The 20,593-nt window shown below is 35.6% G+C and carries 24 protein-coding genes and 3 pseudogenes; 5 read left to right on the top strand and 22 right to left on the bottom strand.

Annotation, left to right across the window (positions count from 1 at the left end; genetic code table 11):
* Position 1 precedes the first annotated feature (1 nt).
* A complete protein-coding gene (locus IEW76_RS00615; protein ID WP_188649931.1) occupies positions 2 to 1,891 on the bottom strand; it encodes a DEAD/DEAH box helicase family protein in 1,890 nt (629 codons plus the stop codon).
* Positions 1,892 to 2,062: 171 nt separating this feature from the next.
* Between IEW76_RS00615 and IEW76_RS00610 the strand changes: the two genes are divergently transcribed.
* Positions 2,063 to 3,067, top strand: coding sequence for a DUF3427 domain-containing protein (locus tag IEW76_RS00610; RefSeq protein WP_188649929.1), 1,005 nt, complete (start codon positions 2,063 to 2,065; stop codon positions 3,065 to 3,067).
* A gap of 193 nt (positions 3,068 to 3,260) precedes the next feature.
* Positions 3,261 to 3,536 (top strand): hypothetical protein, encoded by a 276-nt coding sequence (locus tag IEW76_RS00605; protein WP_188649927.1) that lies wholly within the window; start codon positions 3,261 to 3,263, stop codon positions 3,534 to 3,536.
* A gap of 163 nt (positions 3,537 to 3,699) precedes the next feature.
* On the opposite strand, the gene IEW76_RS00600 is transcribed toward IEW76_RS00605, so the two are convergent.
* From IEW76_RS00600 to IEW76_RS00535, 14 genes and pseudogenes are all read right to left on the bottom strand, one after another.
* Complete coding sequence (locus tag IEW76_RS00600) at positions 3,700 to 4,089, bottom strand: phage holin family protein (protein ID WP_188649925.1); 390 nt, start codon at positions 4,087 to 4,089, stop codon at positions 3,700 to 3,702.
* A gap of 122 nt (positions 4,090 to 4,211) precedes the next feature.
* Positions 4,212 to 4,598, bottom strand: coding sequence for a hypothetical protein (locus IEW76_RS00595; RefSeq protein WP_188649924.1), 387 nt, complete (start codon positions 4,596 to 4,598; stop codon positions 4,212 to 4,214).
* A gap of 208 nt (positions 4,599 to 4,806) precedes the next feature.
* Positions 4,807 to 5,583: pseudogene (locus tag IEW76_RS00590) on the bottom strand (terminase large subunit domain-containing protein); the annotation flags it as partial.
* Positions 5,580 to 5,939, bottom strand: a complete 360-nt coding sequence (locus IEW76_RS00585; RefSeq protein ID WP_188649920.1) for a hypothetical protein — start codon at positions 5,937 to 5,939, stop codon at positions 5,580 to 5,582. The pseudogene IEW76_RS00590 and the gene IEW76_RS00585, both read right to left, overlap by 4 nt.
* A gap of 167 nt (positions 5,940 to 6,106) precedes the next feature.
* Positions 6,107 to 6,868: a DUF6602 domain-containing protein gene (locus tag IEW76_RS00580; RefSeq protein ID WP_188649918.1), complete on the bottom strand. Its 762-nt coding sequence runs from the start codon at positions 6,866 to 6,868 to the stop codon at positions 6,107 to 6,109.
* 87 nt (positions 6,869 to 6,955) lie between these two features.
* Positions 6,956 to 7,261 (bottom strand): HNH endonuclease, encoded by a 306-nt coding sequence (locus IEW76_RS00575; RefSeq protein ID WP_188649916.1) that lies wholly within the window; start codon positions 7,259 to 7,261, stop codon positions 6,956 to 6,958.
* Between the two features lie 112 nt (positions 7,262 to 7,373).
* Positions 7,374 to 8,009: a hypothetical protein gene (locus IEW76_RS00570; RefSeq protein ID WP_188649914.1), complete on the bottom strand. Its 636-nt coding sequence runs from the start codon at positions 8,007 to 8,009 to the stop codon at positions 7,374 to 7,376.
* Between the two features lie 8 nt (positions 8,010 to 8,017).
* Positions 8,018 to 8,962, bottom strand: a complete 945-nt coding sequence (locus tag IEW76_RS00565) for a hypothetical protein (RefSeq protein WP_188649912.1) — start codon at positions 8,960 to 8,962, stop codon at positions 8,018 to 8,020.
* A 198-nt stretch (positions 8,963 to 9,160) separates the two neighbouring features.
* Positions 9,161 to 9,952, bottom strand: a complete 792-nt coding sequence (locus IEW76_RS00560; RefSeq protein WP_188649910.1) for a hypothetical protein — start codon at positions 9,950 to 9,952, stop codon at positions 9,161 to 9,163.
* A 274-nt stretch (positions 9,953 to 10,226) separates the two neighbouring features.
* Complete coding sequence (locus tag IEW76_RS00555; RefSeq protein ID WP_188649908.1) at positions 10,227 to 10,871, bottom strand: hypothetical protein; 645 nt, start codon at positions 10,869 to 10,871, stop codon at positions 10,227 to 10,229.
* Positions 10,872 to 10,945: 74 nt separating this feature from the next.
* The gene (locus IEW76_RS00550) at positions 10,946 to 11,488 is read right to left on the bottom strand and encodes a tyrosine-type recombinase/integrase (protein WP_188649906.1); all 543 of its coding nucleotides are present in this window, start codon (positions 11,486 to 11,488) and stop codon (positions 10,946 to 10,948) included.
* Positions 11,488 to 11,940 (bottom strand): ArpU family phage packaging/lysis transcriptional regulator, encoded by a 453-nt coding sequence (locus tag IEW76_RS00545; RefSeq protein WP_188649904.1) that lies wholly within the window; start codon positions 11,938 to 11,940, stop codon positions 11,488 to 11,490. Before IEW76_RS00545 ends, IEW76_RS00550 begins: the two co-directional genes overlap by 1 nt.
* A gap of 14 nt (positions 11,941 to 11,954) precedes the next feature.
* Positions 11,955 to 12,140: a hypothetical protein gene (locus tag IEW76_RS00540; RefSeq protein WP_188650513.1), complete on the bottom strand. Its 186-nt coding sequence runs from the start codon at positions 12,138 to 12,140 to the stop codon at positions 11,955 to 11,957.
* An 89-nt stretch (positions 12,141 to 12,229) separates the two neighbouring features.
* Complete coding sequence (locus IEW76_RS00535) at positions 12,230 to 12,415, bottom strand: DUF3954 domain-containing protein (protein ID WP_188649902.1); 186 nt, start codon at positions 12,413 to 12,415, stop codon at positions 12,230 to 12,232.
* Positions 12,416 to 12,904: 489 nt separating this feature from the next.
* On the opposite strand from IEW76_RS00535, the gene IEW76_RS20910 reads away from it, so the two are divergent.
* On the top strand, positions 12,905 to 13,036 hold the full coding sequence (locus IEW76_RS20910; protein ID WP_268235016.1) for a hypothetical protein: 132 nt from the start codon (positions 12,905 to 12,907) through the stop codon (positions 13,034 to 13,036).
* Between the two features lie 509 nt (positions 13,037 to 13,545).
* Here the strand turns inward: IEW76_RS20910 and IEW76_RS00530 are convergent.
* The 3 genes from IEW76_RS00530 to IEW76_RS00520 all read right to left on the bottom strand — a co-directional run bounded on the left by IEW76_RS00530 (position 13,546) and on the right by IEW76_RS00520 (position 15,263).
* Positions 13,546 to 13,782: a hypothetical protein gene (locus IEW76_RS00530; RefSeq protein WP_188649900.1), complete on the bottom strand. Its 237-nt coding sequence runs from the start codon at positions 13,780 to 13,782 to the stop codon at positions 13,546 to 13,548.
* A 183-nt stretch (positions 13,783 to 13,965) separates the two neighbouring features.
* A complete protein-coding gene (locus tag IEW76_RS00525) occupies positions 13,966 to 14,163 on the bottom strand; it encodes a hypothetical protein (RefSeq protein WP_188649898.1) in 198 nt (65 codons plus the stop codon).
* A gap of 560 nt (positions 14,164 to 14,723) precedes the next feature.
* Positions 14,724 to 15,263: a P-loop NTPase family protein gene (locus tag IEW76_RS00520; RefSeq protein ID WP_188649896.1), complete on the bottom strand. Its 540-nt coding sequence runs from the start codon at positions 15,261 to 15,263 to the stop codon at positions 14,724 to 14,726.
* A 79-nt stretch (positions 15,264 to 15,342) separates the two neighbouring features.
* On the opposite strand from IEW76_RS00520, the pseudogene IEW76_RS21045 reads away from it, so the two are divergent.
* A pseudogene (locus IEW76_RS21045) lies at positions 15,343 to 15,480 on the top strand (XRE family transcriptional regulator); the annotation flags it as partial.
* Between the two features lie 76 nt (positions 15,481 to 15,556).
* Positions 15,557 to 16,389: pseudogene (locus IEW76_RS20760) on the top strand (site-specific integrase).
* A 112-nt stretch (positions 16,390 to 16,501) separates the two neighbouring features.
* On the opposite strand, the gene glnA reads toward IEW76_RS20760, so the two are convergent.
* The 4 genes from glnA to IEW76_RS00490 form a co-directional block, all read right to left on the bottom strand.
* The gene (glnA, locus tag IEW76_RS00505; RefSeq protein ID WP_188649892.1) at positions 16,502 to 17,839 is read right to left on the bottom strand and encodes a type I glutamate--ammonia ligase; all 1,338 of its coding nucleotides are present in this window, start codon (positions 17,837 to 17,839) and stop codon (positions 16,502 to 16,504) included.
* A 36-nt stretch (positions 17,840 to 17,875) separates the two neighbouring features.
* Positions 17,876 to 18,277, bottom strand: coding sequence for a MerR family transcriptional regulator (locus IEW76_RS00500; protein ID WP_188649890.1), 402 nt, complete (start codon positions 18,275 to 18,277; stop codon positions 17,876 to 17,878).
* A gap of 140 nt (positions 18,278 to 18,417) precedes the next feature.
* Positions 18,418 to 19,290, bottom strand: a complete 873-nt coding sequence (locus tag IEW76_RS00495; RefSeq protein WP_229721074.1) for a C39 family peptidase — start codon at positions 19,288 to 19,290, stop codon at positions 18,418 to 18,420.
* 56 nt (positions 19,291 to 19,346) lie between these two features.
* Positions 19,347 to 20,591 (bottom strand): methionine gamma-lyase family protein, encoded by a 1,245-nt coding sequence (locus IEW76_RS00490; RefSeq protein WP_188649887.1) that lies wholly within the window; start codon positions 20,589 to 20,591, stop codon positions 19,347 to 19,349.
* Between the last annotated feature and the right edge of the window lie 2 nt (positions 20,592 to 20,593).

Raw genomic sequence — 20,593 nt, 5'->3', positions numbered from 1 at the left:
ATTACTCAACTCGCTTTATATTTGATAATATTTGAAGCCAATCTTTGCGCTCTTGATCAGAATTTCTTTCTTTATCATCGTTTTGTTCTTGAATAAAATCTACTACTGCTGCCCTTTTATTATCATTATCCGGGTCAATTCTTAAGCTCCTACCTATTCGTTGTATGGTTTGAATCTTAGCTTTATCCGCAGAGAATAAGATGATATTGTTTACTGACTTTATATCTATACCTTCTGAGATCCTTTTACTAGTAATTAAGCAATTTAATTCCCCATTACTAAATTGAACTAAATTTCGCCTATCATCCTCACCATAGTAAGTGTGATAATATGGCTGATACCTCATTAAAATTTCTTGAACTTTCTCCCCAAACTCTTTTGTCTCCACAAATATTATTGATCTATCTACGATATTAGGATGCTCTTTCAAAAACTCACTAAAAAGAGGCAGTTTATTTTCAGAAGTCTTCTTCACCCTTGCTAAATCCCTATATAAAGTTTCTTGACTAACAAAAATACCTTCCTTTTCTTTCGCTTTAAAATTTGAGATAATCTGCTTGATTTTCCTATTATCTTCATCAGATAAACTATACTCTATAGGGTGGTAATCAAATTCACATAGGATACCTCTTCTAATAGCATCTGCCAGTTTAAATTGAAATATAGGCACTCCAATTTCTTCTTCAATGAATTGATTACCTTCTTCATCATACTCCCTTTCGGGTGTTGCACTTAGACCCAACCTATATTTAAATGGTTTTAGCCTCCCTTTTAGTCCTTCAACCATAGATTGTGAGCCTAGTCCATGTACTTCATCAGCAATTATTATTGTGTTCGATATATAGGATGAAGGGATTTTAGTTATTTCTTTTTTTAAATTATCTCTTGATATCACAAGAACCGATTTACCTGTACTCAGTTTAAATCCGGATATCTCTTTAAAAGAAGAAAACTGTTTATACATTGTTAAGTTAGTCCACTTACTCACTTCTTTACACCATTGATCAAGTAAGTCAGTTCCTTTAACAGTGATAATGACATATTTTATTTCATCACGTTCGAAAAGCTCATTAACTATTCTCAAAGCCGTTCTCGTTTTGCCTGTACCAGTAGCCATCTCAAGAATTCCATTTCCTTTTAGTAAAAATTTATCAATGGCTTCTGATTGATGCCTCCATTTATTAAGTTTGCTTTTGGTGGATTGGAGATTATACGGTCTTTCAGATTTTCTCAACTTAAATATTTCTTCCTTAATTCCCTCTGGAGTATTATAAACTTTGACGTTGGGATCATGGTCATTCCATAAAGTTTCGAATTTATTAATATCCTCTTTAACAAAATGATCTAGACCTTCTATCCAACTTGAAAACACCTTGATACTTTCATAATTGGAGTATCCCTTCTTACTATCATTTATTGAACCATTAAATGAAATAAAGTTATCTTCATCGTCTTTAAATATTCCAAATTTGTCATGGAAATCACCGCCATCTAAATCATTTTTAGGAACAGCAAACTTAAACTCTAGTAATCCGTCATAAATCAGCCAGGCTATTACATTTTGAGTGTGATCTTCTAAGTAAATTTTTAATAGTTCCACATCCTCTTTTAATACCTTAAATAACTCGAGGTTTTCCGGATCATTTAAACCACTTCTTATACTTTCAAAATCATTACTATCCAATATAGGACTCGTTATCCATCTAACAGTTCCGCCACTAGCAGCAAATTCACTCATTCCTGTAGCATTTCTAGATATCCAGCCAGATGTAAAATATCCTACCCCACGATCATATTTTGTTGCCCATTTTAAACATGGTGTATAAAATTCCTCTGTTAAATTATTGTCTGAAGTATTCAAAGTGAAAGGCAATACTGGAAACTCCGACATAATCTCCCTCCAATCCAGATATTTCTTACTAAAACTTTATTTCTATAAAATTATAGCAAAACCTTCATATTTTGAATATATTTACTAAAAATCAGCGCTTTTTACACATAAACCAGTGTTTGTAATATTAATAGTTTCATAATAAGATTAGACAAAAAGGAGACATTTAAAATGCCATTAAAACTTTGGGAACGATATAGTAGAAGAGAAGTTCATGATATATTCGATCCTTTCTCCAATTTTGTACCCCAAAGGGGGACATGGGGGCTCCAAGGAATAGTAAAAATACCAGAAAGATCAAATGATTTTGTTTTCTTTGTGACTATTGGTCATAAAGAAGGAAATTTCAAATTTAGAGAGGGCATCGATGAGAATGGTATATTGACTTGGCAGTCCCAACCTAAACAAAAACTAACAGATCATAAGATTAAACAGTTTATTAACCATGACCATTTAGTTAATAATATTTACTTGTTTCTAAGGAGTAATAAAATTAACCCTGAAACTAAAAAGTCAGAACCCTATACATACTTAGGAAGATTGGGCTATATAAAACATGATCCAAATCAAGAACAACCAGTCCATTTTACGTGGCAGCTTTTAGATTGGGACTTAGAAGAGATGAAAACACACACAAATATAGAAATCATTCCTGCAGCTATAACTTCTAAAGAAAATCACCTTCAAGAAAATTCATTAACGGTAACCGATAAACCAAATAATTCACCAAAAAAAAACAACTTACCTTTATCTAATGCTTCAATAGTTGATTTTGCAGAAGAAAATGAGAAGAAACAGGAATTAGGCCTTAAAGGGGAGTTACTTGTTTTTCAAACTGAAGTCAATTTTTTAAATATAAATAAAAGAGAAGATTTAGCTCAAAAAGTATTCCATACATCCAAGGAGGAAGGTGACGGGGCTGGTTATGATATTTTATCTTGGACTTTAGATGGTCAAAAGAAATACATTGAAGTCAAAACAACTAGAGGAGGCATAAAAACTCCATACTATATGAGTGCTAATGAAATAAAATATACACAAGATAACGCATCTAAATATTATCTTTATAGACTTTATGAATACTGTGACAAAAATAATAATGCTAAAGCCTATATAATTCATGGGGATATATCAAAAATATGCTCACTAACCCCAACTCAATATAAAATCATCTAAAAGAGATCAGCTCAAACTGATCTCTTTCTTTTAAATATATTTATCTATACCTTTTAATATTTAATCTTTACATATAAACCATCAATCAAAGATAAATACAGTTTTTCAATTTCTGTTCAATTCCTAAAATTTGAAGGAAAGGTTTACTTTTAAGAAGAATGTAAGTAATTGTAGAAAGGAGGTGGAGATACATATGTATTTAACAGAAGTGACATTTGAAGAATACGTTAACTTTTTAAGAGAAAATGAGAACTACTTTTACGATCCTCAAGGTAATCCCGTACTAAAACATGGAATGGACGAAATTGTTAGAAGGTCTAAACACAAATTAGGATACTCAAAAAAGGATGAAAGAAGAGATTTAGCTTATCTTTGCAATTTTCATTTGGTGTATAAGGATGGAGATCCACAAGACACATTATATGAAGAACATTTTGATGATGAAGATGATGAAGTGGACGATTTTTAAAATATTCCCCTCACCCACAAAAGGGTGAGGGGTTTTTTTAATCATCTAGCGCTCCTAAACGGTCTAAATTTGTCCTCAATTGTTCCACAACCACTGGCTCCTGGATCATATACTCCGTTTGGCCCTTTACCATGTCCTAATACAATTAAGTGCTTACTCATGATTACGCCCCCTTATTTTTATCTGTATAAGCATTGTCTTTAAAAGCTTCAATGGCTTTCTTGAGAGGAGCAGGAACCGGCATCCCCATCTTGCCGAGATTCTCCGTAATACTTACAAACTCATTAAACAAATAGTAAAGGATCATAGCAGCCATAACACTGACCTGAAATTCACCAATCGCCAAAGGCTCACCAATTTGATCCAAATAAACCTTATCTACAACATGAGCAATGGCCACCATCCCAAAAATCATTACTTTCTTTGGGATCCCCCAAAAACCCACTTGAGCGTTGAGTTTGCCTTGATGCCACGCAGCTATGACCCCACTCAAGTAATCAAACGTAACAAAACAAATAAGCGCCCCTAATAGGACGCTCCACTCACCAAACAAATATGGTAATACAACTCAGATACACCAAAAGTGGCTGGTTTAACTGCGTTAATTAACGATTCCATAATTCCCCCCCAATCTTCTATCAAATTAAAAGTGAAAGTCTGGCTACCAAAAATATATTAAGCAATAAAGCTACTTATGGGCAAAACTCGGCATGTTATTTTAGAGGAAGTCCTTAATCTAGGATACTCATTTTCTCTGATTTTCCATATGTCGTCGAAGTTCCAATCTACATAGTTTGTTTGAGTTTTCATTTGGCTAGTGGTGCGATGATAAGCCCCGTCTCCATAACTGTTTTTCCCTTCCCATTGTTCGTTCCCACCCCATTGATCACTTTGTAACTTGCTAACATCAGCATAACAACCTTTTATATTCGTTCCTTCTTCAAGTAGGGTTGTAATGGGGTCCATAAAGGATGAGATCCTTTCGTAGTTTGATATCCCTACAACTGAATAACAGTTAGAGAAAAGACTGCCCTCATAAATGTCATTTGCCAAACCACCCATGTAACTTGGTCCACCATTTCCTACTAACTCCCCTTGGATATAACAGTTTGTAACTTCAGAAGATTTCGCAAACGTAACTATTCCTCCACACTGATAGCCTATTATCCTTGCTCCATCGACTGCACACCTCTGTGCAGAAGAATTGTAAAAATCACAGCTTATTGCTCCCACTGTCCCATTGGTTTTCTACTGATCCACTAAACCTACAATTAATGATCTTTTCAATCTCATCGTACTTGATATCAAAGATCCCTTCTCTAACCGTACCTGCAGTAGTTGTAATAATGGAGAGAGGTTGTAGACGAGCACTCATTCCATCGACGATAACATCGTAAAGATTTTTATCTTCAATAGCATGGAGCTCATCGATGAGTGAGCAATGAAGATTTAATCCATCTAACGTAATTGAATCGCTTGATAACGTCCTAAATGAACCGTCGTTAAAATCAGATAGAAGTTCAGAAACTAAAGATCTGATTCTTTTTCTAAGTACAGGAGACTTTTTAACCATGCGCTTCGACTCTAACCATATGATCTTCGACTGGTCCTTTTTCGTAGCAGCGCTTACGATTTCGGGGCCACCTTCACCATCAGCAGTCATCATATACAACGCAACCGCTGATCCCCAAGCTGATTTTCCGCTTTTACGAGCAACACTAAAAATTAATTCGCGATACTTCCTAGTCTCTTCGGTTTTGTGTATAAAACCGAACAGTGCAGCTTGCATCGCTTTTTGCCATAATTCAAGTTCGAAAGCTTGTCCTGCTTTTTCACCTTTAGAGTGCTTGCAAAAGTTCTCTACAAACTCAATCGAGTGATTGGCACGCGCAGGACTGTACTCATAAATTGAAGACTGATCATGGATGTCGGCAACGAGTTTTTTATAAACCCTGCGCACTTTGTCACTTACAACTTCGTCGCCTGACTGGATCTTATTCCAGTATTCGATTATAGGATTGTAGGTTAAAGGATAATTGATCATCATTTCATCACGAACGACTCAAAATCATCATCTGCCTTCGATTGATCTTTAGGAAGCAAGCTGAAAATTTCTTTGTTCACTGTAGCGTATCTTTGGACCATCGTATTGTATGTTTTCACCGAAGGGCTTTCCCTCATAATTGAGTAGTCGCCCTGGGGCATTTCATCAATGGCCCCATTTTGGTTAATGTCTTCCTTAAGCTCTTGCAGTGTAACCCGCATAAAAGCTGATTCATGAAGCAAACCCTCAGCCGTAGAAAGACGATTCTTTTCGATATCAAACTTTTTCAAAATACGCCGTAGTCGATTGAATTCTTTTTTGATTTCCTTCTCTTTTTCAGTCATTTCATTGGCCGACATAAAATCACCTTCTTTCTGGGGTAGTTATGTGAAAATGACCTGTGTATTACACGAATCTCCCCCCATCGGTACCCATAATAAATAATAAAAAATTTCAAACACGGGGGCGAATAAGAAAAAGCACCTCTTGTCTAAGAACCAAGATGGCGTTTAAGATAAAAACATTTCTATCTTAAATATTCCCTTATAATAGGATAATGTAATCTTAAGTGAGGCATTGAACTACTTAAGAATGTAAGGAAGTTAAATAAAGTATTGTTATCACTCCCTTGCTCAATAGATATATAACCCTCTAATTTACTTGAATCACTTTTCTCTTTGAATCCTAACGAACCTTCACCATCTCCTACGTTAAAAATCGTACCTCTGTCCAATGCAAAAACACCATCAATTTGATTTTCTACTTCTAAACCCTTTTGTTCATTATATGTTCTAATTTTCTCCAAAATCGTATCTAGTTTCAATTGGGAAGCAAATATAAACAAAAAAAATGGCCTCTTCATAACAAATCTTTTTATATCTGAATCGTTTGCAACAACAAATGCATGACCTTGCATATCAATATGCATCTGTTTAAATCTAGTGCATTTGTCGAGAGTATCAGAGAGATCCTTACTTGACAAATTACTCTTCACCTCTCCCACTGCAGCAACACCTTCTATAAAAAACAAGCTGGGATTTGCTAAGTCATTCAAATATGGGTGATATTCATTTAAAATTACAATATCGGACTCATTAGAAACATTCCCTATAGTGTCAACTATTTCTCCATGGCCAATTCGGTTATATAAGGGTAAAAACTCTCTTAGAAAATCTCTAACGACTTCTTCCGAGTTGTCTCCTCTATTCCCTTTATGCTTATGGCTTAATTGTATCTCTTCGAGCTTAAGCTCCATTCCTCTTTGTAGCACACTTAATTTATCAAGCAATTTAACACCTCCGAAAAACTTAAGATTAAAACCAGTATCTTACATCATTCGACTTCATGTACATAGTTCCTTTTGTGTATAGTAAACTTATTTTGTTTTATCACCTACTTTTACTAATTCACCCATTTTATTAAACTTCACATCTTCCCTTCTTGAACAGCTAGTGCTATGGTGCTCTTTGTTATGGCAGTCCTGACACAGCAGCTCAAGTTCTTCATAATTTAGAGAAATGCAAGGATCATTTATGTTCTTAGAAGTAAGCCACGTCTTATGGTGAACAATCTTTCCTGGTGACTCGCATCGCTCACACATACCTTGTTGGGAATTAAAATAAGCATCCCGGCATTTACGCCAAGATGCTGATTTATAAAACTTCTTTGCAAAAGGTTTCATAGTTATTAATCACCCTCTTATTGAAATACAAACAGAAAATATATGTAATCACCTTTGAACTATATTTACAGTAATCACTAAGAACTCCTCCAAATAAAAGATTTTATTTTATCTATTCATCTGATTCATTTGCTTTATTTATTGCTGCAATTGCTGCATTAGTTGAGAATACTGAATACAAGTTAAAAATGAATGACTTGAGCTCAAATAAACTATTTAAAATTAATATAATATATAAGCTCATGAGAAAAGAATATATTGTGTTATTTCCATTAGTGCAATAAAAAGGTAAGCTCCAATTTACAGGGATTCCATTAAGAAATATAAAAAGTAAAAAGTTCAGAACAATTACACTTAAATATAGTAAAGAAACGGAAAAAAAGTAATCATTATACCTCATGAAGTAACTTACAGAACCTTGTTTTGTCTTTACTAAATTATATAATGTTGAACCAGTGGCTAATGCTTGAAAAATAGCATATCCCGTTATTAATACAGCCAAAATAGTAATCGAAAAAGTGGTTACATTCTCAACTATTGTAAGAGTATGTTCAATTCCATTTATGTGTTTAGTAAAAACAAATAAATAAAGATTAAAAAAAGCGATAAAAAAACCAATTAATATAAACAGCCTGTTTTTAGAAAATTTCAATGAGGTAATACTTCTCTTTAAAACTTCCTTAAATATAAGACCTTGCAATAGCTGATCAGCATTTTGAGAAAGCTTTTTCTTATCATTTGGCTGCATTTATAAACCTACTTTCTTGACAAAATATTTTCTAATCTGTCAAAGAATCTTTGATAGATATTTTTGTTTTCTTCACTTGTCTCCTTGAACTCATTTTTTGATATAGCCTTCCCTGCTATTGTACTTAGGTTATCATTAAAAGATAAGCTATCCTCTACGGAAAATGTAGCTCTTTCAGTAAAGTTTTCGTCATTTAGTGTTCTCGTTGTACCATCAGGATATTCAGCCGCAATAGAAGGCTTAACCAATCCTTTAGTCTCCTCTAATGTTTCACCAACCTTATCTATATTCTTTGGACTGTTTATTTGTACATTACCACTTTTACTCTCAAAATCAGGTAATTGACTTCTGAGTTCATTTACAATTTCATTTTGCGGTATATCTCCATTTAAAGGATAAAAACGGAAGACCGCTCTTTGTATTTTCTCTACTTTATTCAACTCTTCTTTAATTTTTCCATTTAAAGGTACAGCTACTACGTGTAAATTAGGTTTTGGTAGCTCTTTTGTATCTGTTCCTTTATTAGCTTTATTAGTTTCCCTCACAAAATTTTTTAAGTAATATTCAGCCACATCTCCGAATTCAGACAATGACGGACTTCCTTTTTGATTCTTTACTAAAGCCATACGATGGTTTTTCAAATTAATAATAAAGTATGAGTAAGGATCTGCCTTTATGTTATCTTCAGTTCTTTGTAGGTTACCATTTTCATCCCTTCTTGACCTTACCTCCAAAAAAGTGCTTTTCACAAAAAGACCTACCAACATAAAAATACCATTTTGCATAGTTAGATGGACATTCTCAATTGTAAAGCTATTTCCTTTTTTCTTTCTTACATATCCCTTTTTAAAAGCTGGTAAAATAATTTCTTCAAAATAATTTAACATCGGCTTATCTTCATCGCCAAATGTACAGTTGAAGTTTGCTATGAATCCGTCTTTATTTTCCTTCAATTATATTCCTCCCTTTCAACTGTACAAATTTCGACAAACAATCCTAACATTCCTTCTTTTTCTGCACTTTTTATTAAAGGGTATTTTTAAAAATTAAGCACCTCGGCAAGTGCCAAGGTGCTTAATTATAATACTTTTTGATAATCAAATTATATTTTTCATACTATTAATATAAAACATTATTTAGTATATGATCTGTTATTTTTCTGTCATTTTTCTGCCATTGTTTCGGCGATTAAAGGTTACCTGGATTTTGTTATTTAACAATTGATCAACAGTCATTAATTTACTGACCTCAGAGATGTCTCCAATATCTTTTATAACAGGTTTTTTCGTATGTTCTCCATGAAGTACAAGGCGAAATTCATTTTGGTACTCGAATGATTTGTCCTTCCTAAAATACAATGCTGGGTTTCCTGAATGAAATTCGTCGAAGCGCTCCTTATCATTTATAGATAAGTTACTGTAATTTACTTTACCTGCTCTCAATGCTAAATTTTCTCTTTCTGCCATAGTCATAACTTTTTTTATAAACTCATTAGGCGATATAACTAAAACGTGTTCACCAAATTCCTGAGTTATTCTCGATCTTAAGTCTTCATTTAAATTAATAACTGCATTCATTTGCTCTTGGCTTTCTTCAATTATTTCTATATCATTTGGTCCGATATATGTCATACAAAATATAGGAATATACTTCATGTAATCAGGTCTGAAGTGCATTTGCGAGGCCTCTAATTCTCCAACAATATCATGACTACCTGGGTCTAGCACCTGTAATATCATATCATTCATTACATTGGCTGCTTCTAATTTATCTCCTTGACCTTTTATACCTGTTTCTCTCTCTAAATTTATAAAATATTCAAAGTTATTCATATACAACTTACCCTTTTGGATCATTTCTAAATATTCCCTTTTCGAAAACTTTAGTAAAATGAATATTCCATCTCTATCCTCTTCACGAAAATACTCACCAAGTTTAGTCAAATTAGACCCTCCACATTTAATAACCTACTAATTGCCTCAGATTTTCAACTAACCTCTATTTAGATCACTTTATTAGCTACTTTAATTGTGCATCAAATGCATTAATAAAGTTATTTTCTTAGTTAGTGAATCCATTGAATTACTCATATCTTATAGTTTGATTCATTCAACCCAAGGCTGAAAGCCTTGCTATCACTATTTCCAACCAAATTCTTAATCTGAATTACACAACTCCTTATTTATGATTCATTAAACAAAAAAGCTATTCTTTTAATCATTCTTTCACAAAACTTTTAATCACTATTTCTAAAAATTTCTCAGAATCGAAAATAAAGTTATTCAAATTAGACTTTTGCATAAATAATATATTTTCATAATGATCCTGCATTATTTCTATCCCTAGCATTTTCGCTGCATTAATTTGCTGACCTTCTAGCCTTCCATTTTTGTGTACAACGCTATTTCTAACTTGGTTCCACTTTTGAATCCGTGCCCATTGATTTTTATGTTTTATTTCTAACCCAATTACTTTCTCAAAGTAACTTACTGATCTGGCCACTCCATTTCCGTATAAATCTTTATAAGAAAGTGTTTCTCCGCTGTAGCTCTCATATGCATAACAAATTTTATTAAGAGCATCTTCAAACAGATTATAAGCACTTACGAACAATGATTTAAATAACCCCGGTAATACCACATTGTTAAGCATATGTGCCTCGATTTCAATGAATCTTTCTATGTTACCATCTTGTATCTTTTCTCGCATGTCCTTTTCTAGGGCACTTTCATCCCAAATTAACACATGATTTATCATCAATTGATGAGCGCCCAACTCTGTCACAATATTATATGTAGCCTCATGTATTTCATCTGGGACATCCTTCCCTACAACAATTCCCATTAAATCTATCTCTTCCAATTTACAACCCTCCCAATCTTCTATTCTATATTCTGATTTTTAAAACCTTTATAAAAAAGCACTCTAATAAGTGTTTAAATTTTAAACTTGGACATTGCTTTATCAAGTGTATACTGATTGATGCCTATATAAATTAATGTGATTTTCTCTGAGCTATGGTTAAATATCTCCTGTAGCATGGCTGTGTTTTTGGTTTGTAGATAGAAGTGATAACCAAATGTTTTTCTTAGCGTATGTGTACCTATCTCCCGCAGCCCAAATTGATTTGCTGCATCCCTAAGTATCTTATATGCCATACTTCTCCCTATCGGCTTGTTTGTGCCCTTTCTGCTTTTAAAAAGATAGTCTCCGGTACCCTTATCCTCCATATACCATTTGACTTCTCTCCGTAATTGTGGAGTAATTCTTATCTTCTTCCGTTTCTTAGTCTTTTGCTCACGTAAGGAGATATGCATTCCTTCAACATCTTTAACCCTTAACTGTAATATATCTGATATTCGCAGACCGGTATTAATACCTATAACAAACAACATGTAGTTACGTTCACTACTCTCCAAGAGGTAGTCCTTAACCTGTTGAATCATAATAGGATCCCTTATTGGTTGGACAAAGTTCATTATTGCTCTTGCTCATCATATACAGCTATTTTCAATATGAAAGCCAGTTTATAGAAGGCATCGGATTTTATCCGGTAGAACGTGCGCTCACTGAATCCTAATTCGTTGTATGCTTCATAATCAAAGACGTCATCCTCTTCCATGTACAGCTTGTTAATAACTGCTTCTTCTTTTCTGTTAAGACGCTTCAGTGCTCTCTCTATCCAGCGCATATATTTCTCTCTGTGAGCTTCTTGATCAACTTTATGAATGGCAACTGCCTCCGTCTTGGAATGGTTTGTTCCACTGGAGCACGAAGGTACGTCTTTGAATGAGGATGTTATTTTCGTGGATACGTCTAATGGCTCCATGAGCTTATATATTTGGTATTTCTCCAATGCAGATTCAACCTTTTCCCTAGTCTCACGTCGCTTTATTTTAGGTAACTCAAAACTCATTTGACTAATACCCATAAGACCACACTCCTCTAATTTTGCTTGTAAGCTCCGCCTCGACCTCTTTTATAAATCGGATGGTTCATTCCCATCAAACTCTCAATATCGTTTTCTGAGAACTCTTCTGTCTTTCTCATTTTATTTCTTTTTGGTGAATGAGTCTTGATGCCATGTTTCTTTTTAAATAGCTTAAGTTGCTGGTTTAATTGCTCTGACATAACATCCCTCCTCTCGAAAGAAAAAAGACACAAACCAAGAGCCATTTAGCTCTAGATCTGTGTCCCTGCATTCTTTGCTCAGAACTTTATTAAATTACTGCTTGTCCGTTAAGTCTTTGTCGTTCGGTTCTTACAACATCGATAACTTCGCCATCTTTCCAAATCACTTCATCAGTACCGTAGTCTTTGGCACTTATTTTGGTGATCTGACCATCTTTCACTACATACATTGCATTTTCTGTTAGATGCACCGTTGCTTCCATGTTAATTCCCACAAAACAGACCCCCAATATGGTAGAATAGTAGTTACCAAGTACTTATTCTAAAAGGTCAGGGCCTGCCCTTGGCTTTTTATTCTTCTATATGCTCCACATATTATCCACAGCAACTTAACACCTCAATCTTCGCTGACCAACATTCTTGATGGCATATGCTGCAGTAATACTTAATCATTTATAAAACTCCTTTTTTTGTTCTGATTTACCGATTTTTGAATCTTAAATCATGATATATTCTGGTCCATATACCAGCCATGGAGCTTTGTATATTTGCCATGAAAGTAACTTATTGCCTCTTGGGCAACTTACTATCTTTTCATAAGAATCTACTAATGTTACCTCCTGGTGGCCAAATACTATACAAATTAAGTTCATTTTCCCTCCAATAGTTCAGCACACCTATCATTTTGTTTAACTTAGAAACAACTTACTATCAATATACAGAAAAATATGGTATTGTTATCAAAAAAGATGGAGGTTTTACACTTGTCTGATAATAAAGATGCATCTAATTCTTTAAAAAATGCTGCTGTAAAAAGTGGAGAAACACTTATAACTACAATAATTGAGGAAAGTGGCAAAGCTCTTACTCAATGGGCAAAAAGAAGAATAGAGTAAATTTCACGTGACGCCAAGAAAATAGAAGAAAAATATTCAGAAATTCACCTATTCTATATAGGGGATACAAGCGAAAATAGCTTAAAAGACTACTTACAATATCTAATTGAGACAAAGAAGATAGTAACTTTATACGAGAACCGATTAAAAAACCTAAGAGCTTCAAACAATCTGATAGATAAAATTAAAATTAATTCTGTCAGAGAAAAATATTTGAAATGGCTTGTTCTTTTATCTCCTTTTCGCATGCACATTCAGACAAAAGCCGAGGTTGAGATTTATAGTATTAACGCTAATGGTCAAAGATCTTTGTTTTTTGAAGATGATTACCCTGAAATTAATGATAAAGCTCTCCAATCTAGCTCAAGAGATCAGTTGGACATGCTTGTTTCAGACATCACTTCGCCTATAAAACGTGAAAAGGTGTGACTTATCCATTCAAGCTTAACTACTAACATTAATGTTAGTAGTTTTTTAGTCGAATTATACAAAATGCTTACTTTGTTTCTTCAAGCTCTCCTGATCTGAGCATTTGCTAACTTGTCAGAGAACTCTTCCAGCGTATAAGCCTTTCCGTAATGACTCTTCTTTTCTGTGCAAATGATGAGCTCTTTAGATTGAGTGGAAGACCAGGTACGCTTGAAGCACAGTACCTCGATCTTCACATCGTCCTCAATCAGAAACTCATCGCCTTTATTGGGCCACCCATGTTCAGCGATCTCACCGAAAATATTCAGTTGTTCCATCAGATCACCTTCCAGCCTTTACGCTTCCCCATTAGTTCTTGCCTTTCCCTTTGTTACCAGGCCACTCATATCTCACTTTTCTCCTATTCTGCCCACCGTTAATATTGCACTTAGCACCTATCGGCTTCTTTTCTAGCTCCTCAGAGCTTAAAGTGTACGTAGTCACAGCTCGTCTATTTTGCTTCATGACTTCACCCCGCTATTAGCAAACCGGTACTTCTTACTAATGTGCAGGACTTCTAATTCATGGAGAGACAGCTCTTTAGTAGGTGTCCCATCAGCTGAACTTTCTACATCCATATCAAGGAGTACATCGATCAAATACTGTCTCCGACGTGAAGCATTAACCGCTTTTCTTAACAGGTTTTCCTCCCCATTCATTACCTAAATAACCTCCATGTCTTCCGGAAACAAGTTCTTCCGTTGTTTGATCTAGCATCAAGGCCAATACATCTTTCTGCGACCGTCTTAACATCTTAGCTATTTCTTAAAAGCTATAGCCCTGGCCCCAATATCCTTGGAATCTCTTCACCTCAGATTCCCACCAATCCAAATTACACTTATCAAGAGCGATATAAAGCCGATCTTTACTCATGCCGACCGCCCCTTTTTACTTCTATCTTCTGCTTCATCCAGACGTCTGTAGAGTTCAGCAAACTCTTTATCGAGCTCTTCATGAGGTTGTGAACCGCAATGTGGACACAGATGATATAAAAAACCATAATCAACTGGTGTACGGACTGAATATTCCCCACCGCAAATGCTACACATGTTCTCCCCGCCTTTCTTATTGTCCGTATAGTTCTCTCATCTTGTGATCCAGCTGATCATTAGAGAGCTTTTCGAAATATTCACGACCGTATCCTGTAACAAGTGTTAGTTGTTCTATGATGGATACACGATCCGCTTCCGTTTGAATCCGTCAATAACAGTACCTCCCATCATTTCAAACCTATAATCCGATGATCTGGACCGACTACATGATGGTGCTTTGCTTCGAACATCATTCTGGAGAGGATCCGTTTGCCTTGAACCTCCCCGTATTTTGATTTCACAGACTTACTATCATAGTTGAGGTTGTATAATTTGCGGCCACCTTGTCTGTGATCGAGAATTTGATAGTGAATGTCACCGCTCCAAGATTCAAAACCATTAGGATCAGACTTAGATCGTTCTCCACCTATCTCATCGAGTATTAATACATCTACTTTTGTAATGGCATCTAAAATTTTAGCTTCTGTTAAACCATCTTTACGTCCACTACCAAAGGTTCTTTGGATAGTTTTCATTAACTCAGGTATCTTGAGAAGCAATACAGTTATAGGTACAGTCCATTTCTTACCGTTTTCTTCATACTCAATCGTTTGTTGCTTCATTTCCCTAGCAGCACACCTGAACAAATGAGACTTACCTGTTCCTGGAGCACCTTGAAAAACCAAAGACTTCTGTTTTCCTTGAATGAATTGATGTACTAGTTTCATAGCTTCTTCCTCTTCAGTTTTCTTAGGAATGTAATCTTCGAAATTTACCTCCTGAAGCTCTGATGGAGATACAGAAGCTACTTTAAAAAGGGTTAGAGAGCAAGGAGAGCGCATTTTATTAATGCTCGACAATAGTGAATTCGACCCTATTGTAGGCGATGACACTTATCCAGTTCGTATCATAGGTAAAGCAATTCAATATACACAGAATCTATAGAGCTGGCTATAAATAAAATTTCGATGAAAGGAGGCTGATATTTTAATTTAGGATTTTAAATAAAGAGGTGAATAATATGGCTACTTTCCGTAAAAGAGGAGAAAAGTGGGAATTTAGAGTTTCTTATAAAGATCCCCTAACTCATAAACACAAAGTTAAATCTAAAAGCGGATTTAAAACTAAGAGAGAAGCTCAACTTGCGGCAAGGTTAATGGAAGAAGAATTATTGGAAGGATTCACCAACTCCCTCTACTTTAAAGAAATATCTAAAAGATTGGCTACTTGAACATAAAGAAGGAACTATTAGAAAAAATACCTTTCTTCAAGAGTCTTATAAATATGGGTATATCTATTGGATCTTTTTTAAAGTTCTTGCAGAAACTGGCATGCGTAAATGGGAAGCGGCTGCACTACAGTGGTCTGATGTAGATTTAAAGAAAGGACGATCACTATATCGAAAACATTAGATTTTAGTGCTAAGAAAAAAGAAGAGCTTTTTGGTGTTACGAAAAAAGATGTATTTCAATAAGCCAATCTCTAACTAATGATTTGCAATACCATAAGAAATATCAAAACCAAAACAAATTAGCTCTAAACAATATATATCATCATGACCTCGATCTTGTTTTAGCAAGGAATGACGGAAACTTCATGCCAAGGTCTTCCTTATTTAATTCCTTTTCTCGCATCTTAAAGAGAGCTGAACTTCCTTCCTTACCTATTCATTCCTTAAGACACACACACGCAGTTCTACAATTAGAATCAGGAGCAAGTATGAAATACATTCAGGAAAGATTGGGCCACGGAAGTTTTGAGATCATCTCTGATGTATATGCTCATGTTAGTAAGAAAATCGAAAAAGAAACAATGACCAAATTCGAAACATATACAAAACAATTTCTAAAATAATCTTTATATTTTTTGGTCATTTTTTGGTCAAATAGGATTTTGAGATTTAACAATATACTTATGACCAAAAAACAAAAACCCTCGACACCAATGGCATCAAGGGTTTCCGATATTAGTAAGTTGATAAATACTGTTCGCGCTCCCATGGGTGAACCTGTGTACGGAACATATCCCATTCGATTTCTTTCGCTTCAATGAAATGCTCAAATAGATGTTCGCCTAAAGCTTTAACCATTGTTTCGTCTTTTTTAAGTAGTTCTAATGCATCAGAAAGCGTTGCCGGCAAGTCTTGAACGCCGTGTTTGACGCGCTCTTCTTTATCCATCACGTAAATGTTACGATCTACTGGAGTTGGAGCTTTCAAACCGTTTTCAACACCATCTAGCCCAGCAGCTAATAGGACAGCCATTGCTAGATACGGATTCGCAGAAGGGTCTACACTACGAACCTCAATGCGGGTACTAAGTCCACGAGAAGCCGGTATACGAATTAGAGGGCTACGGTTCTGGCCAGACCATGCTACATAACACGGAGCTTCATAGCCAGGTACTAAACGCTTATAAGAGTTAACCGTTGGGTTTGTGACCGCTGTAAAGTTCGTTGCATGCTTCACAATACCAGCGATAAACTGATAAGCTGTCTGACTTAATTGCTGATCGCCTTTTTCGTCGAAGAAGGAATTCGTTCCATCTTTAAACAAAGACATATTACAGTGCATACCTGAACCATTAACACCGAAAAGGGGTTTAGGCATAAACGTCGCGTGTAAACCGTGCTTACGAGCAATCGTCTTTACTACCAGTTTGAATGTTTGGATATCATCGCAGTGTTTTAAAGCATCTGCATATTTAAAATCAATCTCGTGTTGCCCAGGAGCTACCTCGTGATGAGATGCTTCAATTTCGAAGCCCATCTCTTCTAGTTCAAGTACAATGTCACGACGGCAATTCTCCCCAAGGTCAGTTGGAGCTAAATCAAAGTAACCACCTCGGTCATTTAGCTCCATTGTAGGTTCGCCTTTTTCATCTAACTTAAATAAGAAGAATTCAGGTTCCGTACCAAGATTAAAGGCTGAGAAGCCCAGCTCTTCCATTTTCTTTAAGTTACGCTTCAAGTTATAGCGGGGGCACCCTTCAAATGGTGTACCATCAGGATTGTAAATATCACAAATAAAGCGAGCTACCTTCCCTTTTTCAGATGTCCATGGAAATACTACAAACGTATCAAGATCAGGATATAAAAGCATGTCAGATTCTTCAATACGTACGAAGCCTTCAATGGAAGACCCGTCAAACATCATTTGGTTATCAAGTGCTTTATCAAGCTGACTGAATGGAATTTCTACGTTTTTAATCGTTCCTAGTAAGTCTGTGAATTGTAATCGAATGAATTTAACATTCTCTTCTTGGATCTTCTCAAGGATCTGATCCTTAGTCAATTTAGCTGCCATAAGCGACTTTCTCCTCCCAGTATACATAAGTTTATATTAATGGAAGAATCGTGATAATTCTCCCTGACGCAACGAGGATTTCCCGAACCTATTTGCTTGAAACAGTTCGTTTTTAAGCATCTTTCGCAACTCTTTCTCAGATAATTCTTCTCGTACTTCTTGAATTTCTTCTTCTGAGTAATCATTTTTTTGTTGAGGTTGCATGGACAACACTTGCTTAATGCCTGCAAGGTTAACCCCTTTTTCAATTAATGATTTAATTTCTAATAAACGATCTACGTCATTGAACGAAAATAAACGTCGATTTCCATCAGAGCGAACAGGATGAATCAAATCATGTTCTTCATAGTACCGAATCTGTCTTGCAGAAAGGTCTGTAAGTGATTTTACAATCCCTATTGGGAATAGAGGCATCGATCTTCGTAGTTCATCATTCATGATTTAGCCCTCCTTATCGTAACGTTTATGTATCTTCATTGTATGTAATGAATCATATTCTGTCAATACATGTTAGCTTTTTTTACATATTATCAAATGCCTTTATGCCGCCAATGAAAGCCCATACACATTGTGACCTTTTACTTAATCACTATTGCCTGACTCCCCATTTGCTTAAAGGCTTGTTCAAATAAGTGTCGATCTACCTTTTGATTTTTTTCTCCATATGGATTATTAATATAGACATACTCTTCTGAGTATCCTGTTATAACAACACTATGAACACTATAGCTTACATCAACCTCACCATGTGGTGTATTCCATGTCTTGAAGTCGTTAGCAGGAGCAAAATTCCCTGTAGTGATGACCCATATTGGCTTTCCAACCTTTACATATTCATATAATGTCTCAGGATCACTGCCTGTTAAATCCACGGCTCGCTCGCCCACATATGACTTTGCAAGTTCATAAATAGGGCCATGATAAACCGATAAACCAGGGCCATTTTCCATATCTCCTACAAAGCCTTCATTTGGATTGCCCTTTAATCCATTCGAGTAAGTAAGGGGTACTCGATCAATTTGGTTTGCAAGCTCATTTTTTTTTACATCAACGTTATGATAATTTAATACCATTGCTAAACTAGTGACTTCACACCCATTATATAGCCTCGGTGCATCCATTTGGTTTAGTAAAGGGACATTCAGAGGGTTCTTAAATGATTCACCTTTTAAATCCTCTTCCCCTTGAACTGTTGCGTATAAATTATAGTCTGTGACATCCCAACGTACCTTTTGTGATAGCAGTTTACTAGATACATAGCTTACATCACCTGTTAGAAACAAAGGATCTAGATTCTCGAAACTAACGGAATTTGACTCCATTTCTCTTACTATATTAACTGTTGGTTCATCTATAGAGGAAAATGAGGTGTTGAAAGTAAATGCCAAAATTACTGGGATAAATAGTTTTATATTATTCATATGTACTCCCTTATGCGCTAAATTACTCATAATTAAAGCCCCTATAAATAACAGGGGCTAAATTTAAAGAAAGTTAGGTTGTTTTATTATCCTGGTATTTTTAATAATCGTATTACTGCCATCTTAATTGCAATCTTAACGTGCGCATAAGTTAAACCACCTTGAACAAAAGCCGTATAAGGTTCACGAATAGGCCCGTCTGCTGTTAACTCAAGGCTTGCTCCTTGAACAAATGTCCCCGCTGCCATAATGACATCATGTTCATATCCAGGCATGTAACTTGGATATGGTGTCACGTGAGAGTTAATGGGTGAAGCTTTTTGTATCTCTTGACAGAAAGCTACCATTTGTTCGGCTGTGTTGAAAGTAACTGATTGTATTAGGTCAGTGCGTTTAGCCTTGTAATGGGGGGTCGTTATAAATCCGAGCTTCTCTAAAAATCGGGATGTAAAGACAGCCCCCTTCATTGCTTCACCTACGACGTGAGGTGCTAAGAAAAGCCCTTGATACATTTCCTGCAAACTATGAAGGGTAGCCCCCGTTTCTTTACCTAAACCAGGTGCAGTTAAACGGTTAGCACATTGCTCGACTAGGGTTTTCTTACCCGCAATATAACCGCCTGTTCTTGCTAAGCCACCTCCAGGATTTTTTATTAGAGACCCTGCTATAAGGTCCGCCCCAACGTGAATCGGTTCTTGCTCTTCTGCGAATTCTCCGTAACAGTTGTCGACAAAAACGATTATTTCAGGGTTAATCCCTTTTACAAACTCAATCATTTCTTTTATTTCAGCGATAGTGAATGACGGGCGATCTGCATATCCTTTTGAACGCTGTATTCCAACTACTTTTGTTTGAGAAGTTATTGATTTTTGGACTTCTTGAAAGTCAACTGCTCCATTCTCTAAAAGGTCGATATGATGATAGCCAATATGGAAGTCCTTCAGTGAGCCATTCCCTGAACCTCTCACTCCTACGATTTCTTCTAATGTGTCATATGGGGCTCCGGTTATATATAAAAGTTCATCATTGGGCCTTAACATCCCAAATAACGAAATGGTAATGGCATGTGTACCTGAAACAATTTGAGGGCGTACAAGAGCATCCTCTCCCCCAAAAACGTCTGCGTAAACCTGTTCTAATTTATCTCGTCCCATATCATCGTATCCATACCCAGTAGTTGGGTTAAAGTGGGAATCACTTACCTGCTGGTCTCTAAACGCTGATAAAACCCGTGCTTGATTATGCTCGACAAGTCTATTGATTGAATCGTGAATATCCTTACTATCAAGTTCTGCTTCTGCTGCTAATTGATCTAATTCATGTGTTTCCATTG

Origin of the sequence: Pontibacillus salipaludis, assembly GCF_014642405.1 — a bacterium.
GTDB classification, from domain to species: Bacteria; Bacillota; Bacilli; order Bacillales; family BH030062; genus Pontibacillus; species Pontibacillus salipaludis.
The sequence above is the reverse complement of the archived record's forward strand: the minus strand, read 5'-3'. Positions and strand labels throughout refer to the sequence as shown.